The organism is Candidatus Methylomirabilota bacterium (assembly GCA_036001065.1).
GTDB lineage: Bacteria > Methylomirabilota > Methylomirabilia > Rokubacteriales > CSP1-6 > MNEF01.
The window spans coordinates 21,067-27,803 of sequence record DASYUQ010000206.1; the positions used below are offsets into that span (position 1 = coordinate 21,067).

A 6,737-nucleotide genomic window follows, 5' to 3' on the forward strand; every position below is an offset into this window, starting at 1 on the left:
GACTAGGCCGACGCGGCGGCGGCCTTCTCCTTCTTCTTGCGCTTGCCGGGCGCGCCCGCTTGTCCCTTGGGCGCCTTCTCCTTCTTGTCGCCCTTCGACTTGCCCTTGTCCTGGGGGGCCTCGGTACGCTCGACCAGCTCGAGGAAGACCAGGGGAGCCGCGTCTCCGCGGCGAACGCCGTTCTTGATGATGCGGGTGTAGCCGCCGGGCCGATCGGCGAAGCGCGCGGCGATGGTGTCGAAGAGCCGGCCCACCACCTCCACGTCGGGCACCATCGCCAGCACCTGGCGCCGCGCGTGCAGGTTCTCGCGCTTGGCCAGGCTGATCATCTGATCGGCCAGCGGGCGCAGGGCCTTGGCCTTCGCCTCCGTGGTCGTGATCCGCTCGTGGCGGAAGAGCGCGACGAGCAGGTTGCGGAGCAGAGCCCAGCGGTGGGCCGTCACCCGCCCCAGCCGGTAACGGTGGCGCCGGTGCCTCATCGCACGACCCCTCCGCGCCCGAGCGCGCCCAGAATGGTGGGATCGATCCGCATGCCCAGCGACAGCCCCAACGCGGCCAGCGCGCTCTTGATCTCGTCGATGGACTTCTCACCGAGGTTCTTCACCTGCTCGAGATCGGCGTCGGTCTTCTGAGCGAGGTCGACCACCAGGTGGATCTCGGCGTTCTTGAGCGCGTTGATGGCGCGCGCGGGCAGCGGCAGCTCCTCCAGCGTCTTGGCCAGCGCCTCGCGGAGATACTCCTCGCCCGACGGCCCTTCGGCCTCGCCCTCCTCCTCGCCGGCGGCGATCGTCAGCGGGCTGAAGTGCGACTTGAGGTAGTTGGCCGCGCGCTCGAGCGCGTCCTCGGGGCCCACCGCGCCGTTGGTCCAGATCTCCAGCACGAGCTTCTCGTAATCGGTGATCTTGCCTAGCCGCGACATCTCCACGTTGTAGGAGACCCGCGTGATCGGCGAGTAGGCCGCGTCGAGCGGGATGGCGCCCGCGGGCGCCGGCGCCGTCTTGCGATCGGCTGCCTCGTACCCGCGGCCGACCCCCACGCCGATCTCCAGGCTCAGCCGGGCGCCGGCCTCCAGGGTCAGCAGGTGAAGCTCGGCGTTCACGATCTCCACGTCCGTCTCGGGCACGTCGGCGCCGGTGACGGCCCTGGGACCGTTAATCTGAAGTCGCAGTACCCGCGGCTCGCCCGACGGCACCTGGATGGCCAGCTTCTTAAAGTTCAGCAACACCTCGGCCGTGCTCTCGGTCACGCCGGCGATCTTTGCATCCGCGGCCTTGACGCCGTCGAATTTCACCCAGGAGACGGCCGCGCCGGGCACGAGGGCCAGCAGCGTCCGGCGGAGCGAATTACCCACGGTGAGCGCGTAGCCCTTCTCGAAGGGCTCGGCCACCAGCCGGCCGTAGCGCTCACTCAGGATCTCCCACTCGACCTTGCGAGGCTTCTGGAACGGAATGCGTGGCATAGCTCTCCCGCTACTTGCTGTACAGCTCGACGATGAGCTGCTCCGACACGGGGATCTGGATGTCTTCGCGCAACGGCTCGCTCCGGACGACGCCGCGCCGGCCGTCGGGCTGGACCTCCAGCCACTGCGGCACCTGGCCGCGGCCCGCGTTGACGTTGTCGTCGACCCGCGCCGCGTGCTTGGAGGTGGGCCGGAGCTCGACGACGTCCCCCACCTTGACCAGGTACGACGGCACCGTGACCTTTCGCCCGTTCACCTGGAAGTGACCGTGGGCGACCATCTGCCGCGACTCGCGCCGGGAGGCGGCGAAGCCGAGCCGGTGGACGACGTTGTCCAGACGCAGCTCGAGGAGCTTCAAGAGATTTTCGCCGGTGGCGCCCTTCTCCCGCTCGGCCCACTCGAAGTACCGGCGGAACTGCTTCTCCAGCACGCCGTAGATCCGCTTGGCCTTCTGCTTCTCCCGCAGCTGCACGCCGAACGGCGTCAGCTTGCCGCGGTTGAGCCCGTGCTGGCCGGGTGGGTAGTTGCGCCGCTCGATGGCGCACTTGTCGGTGAAGCAGCGGGCGCCCTTGAGGAAGAGCTTCATGCCCTCCCGCCGGCAGAGACGGCACTTGGCATCGCGGTATCGCGCCATGCGCGCCTCCTACACCCGCCGCCGCTTCGGCGGCCGGCAGCCGTCGTGCGGGATCGGCGTGACGTCCCTGATGGCGGTGATCTCCAGCCCCACCGCCTGGAGCGACCGGATCGCCGCTTCGCGCCCGGCCCCCGGCCCTTTCACGTAGACCTCGATGGACTTGAGCCCGTACTCCATCGCCTTGCGCGCCGCTTGCTCGGCGGCGGTCTGGGCGGCGAAGGGGGTGCTCTTGCGGGATCCCTTGAAGCCGGCGCTGCCCGCGCTGGCCCAGGACACCACGTTGCCCATCTTGTCGGTCATCGTCACGATCGTGTTGTTGAACGTCGCCTGGATGTGGGCGACGCCCGTCCGCACCTCTCGGCGCTCGCGCTTCTTGCCACCCTTCTTGCGCGCAACCGGCTTGGTCGGCTGCTCTGCCATACGCTAGGCTCCTGCCTTCTTGGGCGCGGCCGCCGCCGCTGTCGGGGCCGGCGCCGCCGCCACAGTCTTCTTCTTGACCATCACGCCCTTGCGCGGTCCCTTGCGCGTCCGGGCGTTGGTGTGCGTGCGCTGCCCCCGCACCGGCAGCCCCTTGCGGTGGCGGATGCCTCGGTAACAGCCGATATCCATCAGCCGCTTCACGTTCATGGAGATCTCGCGGCGCAGGTCGCCCTCGACCTTCTGCTCGCGCTCGATGATGTCGCGGATCCGGCCGACCTCGTCTTCGGTCCAGGTCTTCACGCGCTTGTTCGGATCGATGCGCGCCTGCTGGAGCACCCGCAGCGCGGCCGACCGGCCGATGCCGTAGATGTACGTGAGGGCGACCTCACCGCGCTTCTCCCGGGGCAGATCCACGCCTGCGATTCTCGCCATGCCTCATTCTCCTCTTTCGAGCGCCGGCTTCGCCGGCGCAATCCTTTCCTGGGGGAGGCCTCGGAGGGGGCCGTCGAGGCCCCTTCCGACGCTATCCTTGCCGCTGCTTGTGCCGCGGATTCTTGCAAATGATGCGGATGACGCCGCGCCGCCTGACGACCTTGCAGTGCTCGCACCGTGCCTTCACCGAAGGTCTCACCTTCATCGTCCCCTCGTCCCTCGCTCTATTCGCGCCGTTCGGGCGGCGGCTTTGCCGCCGCAATTTTCCTGGGGGGAGGTTCCGGAAGGGGGGCGAAGCCCCCCTCCGGGCTTAGGCCCCCTCCGACTATTTGAACCGGTACGTGATGCGGCCCCGCGTCAGGTCGTAGGGAGACAGCTCGACCTTGACCCGGTCGCCCGGCAGGATGCGGATGAAGTTCATCCGCATCTTGCCGCTGACGTGGGCCAGCACCCGGTGCCCGTTGTCCAGCTCGACGCGGAACATCGCGTTGGGCAACGGTTCCACGACGGTCCCCTCCACCTCGATCGCGTCTTCTTTCGTCATCTCTCGCGCTGCTTTCGCTCGGTTCGAGCGCCGGCTCCGCCGGCGCAACCCTTTGGGAAGGTTCGGAGGGGGCCGTGAGGGCCCCTCTGACCAGGGATTTCGGAGGGGGCCGTGTCCGCCCCTTCCGAGCGGGGATGGGGGGCGAAGCCCCCCTCCGAGGGTCTGCGCCGAGTGAGCACGTCCGGCCCGCTCTCCGCCACCGCGACGGTGTGCTCGAAGTGGGCGGCCAGGCTGCCGTCCTTGGTGACGGCCGTCCAGCCGTCGTCAAGGATGCGCACCTCCCAGCCGCCCATGGTCACCATCGGCTCGATGGCCAGCACCATGCCGGGGCGCAGCTCCGGGCCACGACCCGGCTCGCCGAAGTTCGGCACCTGGGGCTCCTCGTGCAGCGCGCGGCCGATGCCGTGGCCGACGAAGGCGCGCACCACCGCGAAGCCGTGCGCCTCCACGTGCTTCTGGACGGCGTGGGAGACGTCCGAGAGGCGCCGCCCTGGCCGGCACGTTTCGATGGCCAGCTCCAGGCTTCCGCGGGTGACGTCGAGGAGCTTCTGGACGGGCGGCGGCACCTCGCCGATGGCCATGGTGAAGGCGCAGTCGGCGTAGTACCCGTCCACGATGCACCCGAGGTCGAGCCCCACGATGTCCCCTTCCTTCAGCCGGCGGTGGGGCGAGGGGATGCCGTGCACCACCTCTTCGTTGATCGAGATGCACACCGTGGCCGGAAAGCCCCGATAGCCCTTGAAGGCGGGCTTGGCGCCCCGGTCCGTGATGAACGCCTCCACGTCCTCGTCGATCTCCAGCGTCGACATCCCGGCCTTGACGGTGGTGGACAGGTGGTCCATCACGTCCGCCAGGATGTGACCCCCCCGGCGCATCAGCTCGATCTCCCGCGCGGATTTTAGATCTATCATGCGCCGGCCGCCCGCCGGATGGCGCTCCGGATCGCTTCGATGGCGCCTTCGCCGGGCACGGTGTGCAAAAGCCCCCGGCTCCGGTAGTACTCGAGAAGGGGGGCGGTCTGCTTCTGGTAGACCTTCAGGCGGGTCAGCACCGTCGCCTCGCTGTCGTCCTCGCGCTGGTAGAGATCTCCTCCACACCGGTCACATACGCCCGGGCGCTTCGGGGGCGCCGACGTCAGGTGGAAGGCGGTCTGGCAGTTTCGGCAGACGCGACGTCCGGTGAGCCGGCGCAGCAGCTCGGCCTGGGAGACCTCGAAGAAGATCACGCGGCCGAGCGGCCGGTCGAGATCCTTCAGCAGCTTCTCCAGCGCCTCCGCCTGGGGGATCGTCCGCGGAAAGCCGTCGAGGATGAAGCCGCGGGTGGCGTCGGGCTGGCTCAGGCGCTCGGCGATGAGGTCGATGATCACCGCGTCGGGCACCAGCGCCCCCTGATCCATGTAGCGCTTGGCTTCCCGACCCAGCCGCGTGCCCGCCGCCACCGCCTCGCGGAGCATGTCCCCGGTGGCCACGTGGGGTACGCCCCACTCGCGCGCCAACTCGCGCGCCTGCGTGCCCTTGCCCGCGCCGGGGGGGCCCAGGAAGACCAGCCGGATCCTCGCCCCCGCGCCCCCGCCCATCAGCCTCTCCCGAAGGCCCCGGACCGTGACCGGGACCGCTTGAGGAAGCCTTCGTAGTTGCGCATCAACAGATGGGACTCCATCTGGCGCACGGTGTCCAGCGCCACCCCCACCACGATCAGGAGGCTGGTGCCGCCGAAATAGAAGGGGACGTTGAACCAGCGGATGAGGAAGTCGGGCAAGACGGAGATCACGGCCAGGAACAGGGCGCCCGGCAGCGTGATCCGGGTCAGCACGTGGTCGATGTACTCCGCCGTCTTCTTGCCGGGGCGGACGCCCGGGATGAACCCGCCGTACTTCTTCATGTTGTCGGCGAGGTCGATGGGGTTGAAGACGATCGCCGTGTAGAAGTAGGCGAAGAAGATGATGAGCGCCATGTAGAGCAGCGTGTAGCTGAACCGCCCCGGGCTGAGCGCGTCGGAGATGGCCTGCATCCAGAGATGGGGCATGAAGTTGGTGAGGGTGGCCGGGAACAGGATCAGCGAAGAGGCGAAGATGACGGGGATCACGCCCGCCGTGTTGATCCGGAGCGGAATGTGGGTGGACTGCCCGCCGTAGACGCGGCGTCCCACCACCCGCCGGGCGTACTGCACCGGGATCTTGCGCTGCCCCTCCTGCATCAACACCACGGCCGCCGTCACCGCCAGCATGAGCGCGCAGAGCGCGCCGAAGACGAACAGCTTCATCTCGCCCGTGGTCATCAGGGTGTAGGAGGCCACGATCGCCGAGGGCAGGCGGACGACGATGCCGGCGAAGATGATCAGCGAGATCCCGTTGCCGATACCCTTCTCCGAGATCTGCTCCCCCATCCACATGATCATCGCGGTCCCGGCCGTGAGGGTGATCATCGTGAGCAGCCGGAAGCCCCAGCCGGGATTGGGGACGATCGAGACCCCGGTCGGGCTGCGCATGCTCTCGAGCCCGACCGCGATGCCGAGCCCCTGGATGGCGGAGAGCACGACGGTGCCGTAGCGCGTGTACTGCGTGATCTTCTTGCGGCCCGCCTCGCCCTCCTTCGCCAGCCGCTCGAGGGCGGGAATGACGACGGTCAGCAGCTGCAGGATGATCGAGGCGGAGATGTAGGGCATGATCCCGAGCGCGAAGATCGACAGGCGGCGCAGGTTGCCACCGGAGAACAGGTCGACCATGCCGAGCAGCGTGTTGGCGACCTGGTCGAAGTATTGCCCGAGCGCGTGCCCGTCGATGCCGGGGGTCGGAACGTGAGCGCCGATGCGGTAGGCGATGAGCAGCACCGCGGTCATGATCACGCGGCGCTTGAGCTCCGGGATCTTGAAGACGTTCTGGAAGCTCTGGAGACTCTCGATCACTCCGCCAGCACCTCGACGCGCCCGCCCTTGGCCTCGATCTTGGTCCGCGCGGAGCCACTCACCGCGTGCGCCTTCACTGTCAGCGCGTGCTCGAGATCACCGGTGCCGAGCACCTTCACGCGCCCGCGCGCACTGTTCTTGATGAGCCGGGCGCGCACGAGGCTCTCCGGATCGACGACGGCGTTGGCGGCGAAGCGCGCCAGCGACTTGAGATTGACGATGGCCCACTCGGTCTTGCCGCCGTAGGGCAGGAAGCCGCGCTTGGGCAACCGCCGGAAGAGCGGCATCTGCCCGCCCTCGAATCCGGGGCGCACGCCGCCGCCGGAGCGCGCCTTCTGGCCCTT

At 68.6% G+C, this 6,737-nt stretch carries 11 protein-coding genes; all 11 read right to left on the reverse strand.

The features are described 5' to 3' along the window. Positions 1 to 2 precede the first annotated feature (2 nt). Positions 3 to 479, reverse strand: coding sequence for a 50S ribosomal protein L17 (rplQ, locus tag VGV13_19890; GenBank protein ID HEV8643347.1), 477 nt, complete (start codon positions 477 to 479; stop codon positions 3 to 5). Continuing rightward, positions 476 to 1,459 carry a DNA-directed RNA polymerase subunit alpha gene (locus VGV13_19895; GenBank protein HEV8643348.1) on the reverse strand — a complete coding sequence of 328 codons (984 nt, stop codon included), beginning with the start codon at positions 1,457 to 1,459 and terminating at the stop codon, positions 476 to 478. The genes rplQ and VGV13_19895 overlap by 4 nt, the downstream gene beginning before the upstream one ends. A 10-nt stretch (positions 1,460 to 1,469) precedes the next feature. Beyond that, entirely contained in the window at positions 1,470 to 2,093 is a 624-nt protein-coding gene (gene rpsD, locus VGV13_19900) for a 30S ribosomal protein S4 (protein HEV8643349.1), read from the reverse strand. A 9-nt stretch (positions 2,094 to 2,102) separates the two neighbouring features. Further along, positions 2,103 to 2,513: a 30S ribosomal protein S11 gene (rpsK, locus tag VGV13_19905; GenBank protein ID HEV8643350.1), complete on the reverse strand. Its 411-nt coding sequence runs from the start codon at positions 2,511 to 2,513 to the stop codon at positions 2,103 to 2,105. Between the two features lie 3 nt (positions 2,514 to 2,516). Beyond that, positions 2,517 to 2,945 carry a 30S ribosomal protein S13 gene (gene rpsM, locus VGV13_19910; protein ID HEV8643351.1) on the reverse strand — a complete coding sequence of 143 codons (429 nt, stop codon included), beginning with the start codon at positions 2,943 to 2,945 and terminating at the stop codon, positions 2,517 to 2,519. A 91-nt stretch (positions 2,946 to 3,036) separates the two neighbouring features. Further along, positions 3,037 to 3,150: a 50S ribosomal protein L36 gene (gene rpmJ / locus VGV13_19915; GenBank protein ID HEV8643352.1), complete on the reverse strand. Its 114-nt coding sequence runs from the start codon at positions 3,148 to 3,150 to the stop codon at positions 3,037 to 3,039. 120 nt (positions 3,151 to 3,270) lie between these two features. Continuing rightward, positions 3,271 to 3,489, reverse strand: a complete 219-nt coding sequence (gene infA, locus VGV13_19920; protein HEV8643353.1) for a translation initiation factor IF-1 — start codon at positions 3,487 to 3,489, stop codon at positions 3,271 to 3,273. Beyond that, positions 3,486 to 4,400: a type I methionyl aminopeptidase gene (map, locus tag VGV13_19925; protein ID HEV8643354.1), complete on the reverse strand. Its 915-nt coding sequence runs from the start codon at positions 4,398 to 4,400 to the stop codon at positions 3,486 to 3,488. The genes infA and map overlap by 4 nt, the downstream gene beginning before the upstream one ends. Further along, positions 4,397 to 5,065, reverse strand: a complete 669-nt coding sequence (locus VGV13_19930) for an adenylate kinase (protein ID HEV8643355.1) — start codon at positions 5,063 to 5,065, stop codon at positions 4,397 to 4,399. Before VGV13_19930 ends, map begins: the two co-directional genes overlap by 4 nt. After that, positions 5,065 to 6,393: a preprotein translocase subunit SecY gene (gene secY / locus VGV13_19935; GenBank protein HEV8643356.1), complete on the reverse strand. Its 1,329-nt coding sequence runs from the start codon at positions 6,391 to 6,393 to the stop codon at positions 5,065 to 5,067. The genes VGV13_19930 and secY overlap by 1 nt, the downstream gene beginning before the upstream one ends. Continuing rightward, the coding region (gene rplO, locus VGV13_19940) for a 50S ribosomal protein L15 (GenBank protein HEV8643357.1) at positions 6,390 to 6,737 on the reverse strand (348 nt) is incomplete at its 5' end. The genes rplO and secY, both read right to left, overlap by 4 nt.

Excerpts from the sequence above, each read along its gene's own strand:
- infA (HEV8643353.1), bottom strand. The coding sequence starts at position 3,489 with ATGACGAAAGAAGACGCGATCGAGGTGGAGGGGACCGTCGTGGAACCG.
- VGV13_19930 (HEV8643355.1), bottom strand. The coding sequence starts at position 5,065 with ATGGGCGGGGGCGCGGGGGCGAGGATCCGGCTGGTCTTCCTGGGCCCC.
- rplQ (HEV8643347.1), bottom strand. The coding sequence starts at position 479 with ATGAGGCACCGGCGCCACCGTTACCGGCTGGGGCGGGTGACGGCCCAC.
- map (HEV8643354.1), bottom strand. The coding sequence starts at position 4,400 with ATGATAGATCTAAAATCCGCGCGGGAGATCGAGCTGATGCGCCGGGGG.
- VGV13_19895 (HEV8643348.1), bottom strand. The coding sequence starts at position 1,459 with ATGCCACGCATTCCGTTCCAGAAGCCTCGCAAGGTCGAGTGGGAGATC.
- rpmJ (HEV8643352.1), bottom strand. The coding sequence starts at position 3,150 with ATGAAGGTGAGACCTTCGGTGAAGGCACGGTGCGAGCACTGCAAGGTC.
- rpsM (HEV8643351.1), bottom strand. The coding sequence starts at position 2,945 with ATGGCGAGAATCGCAGGCGTGGATCTGCCCCGGGAGAAGCGCGGTGAG.
- rpsD (HEV8643349.1), bottom strand. The coding sequence starts at position 2,093 with ATGGCGCGATACCGCGATGCCAAGTGCCGTCTCTGCCGGCGGGAGGGC.
- rpsK (HEV8643350.1), bottom strand. The coding sequence starts at position 2,513 with ATGGCAGAGCAGCCGACCAAGCCGGTTGCGCGCAAGAAGGGTGGCAAG.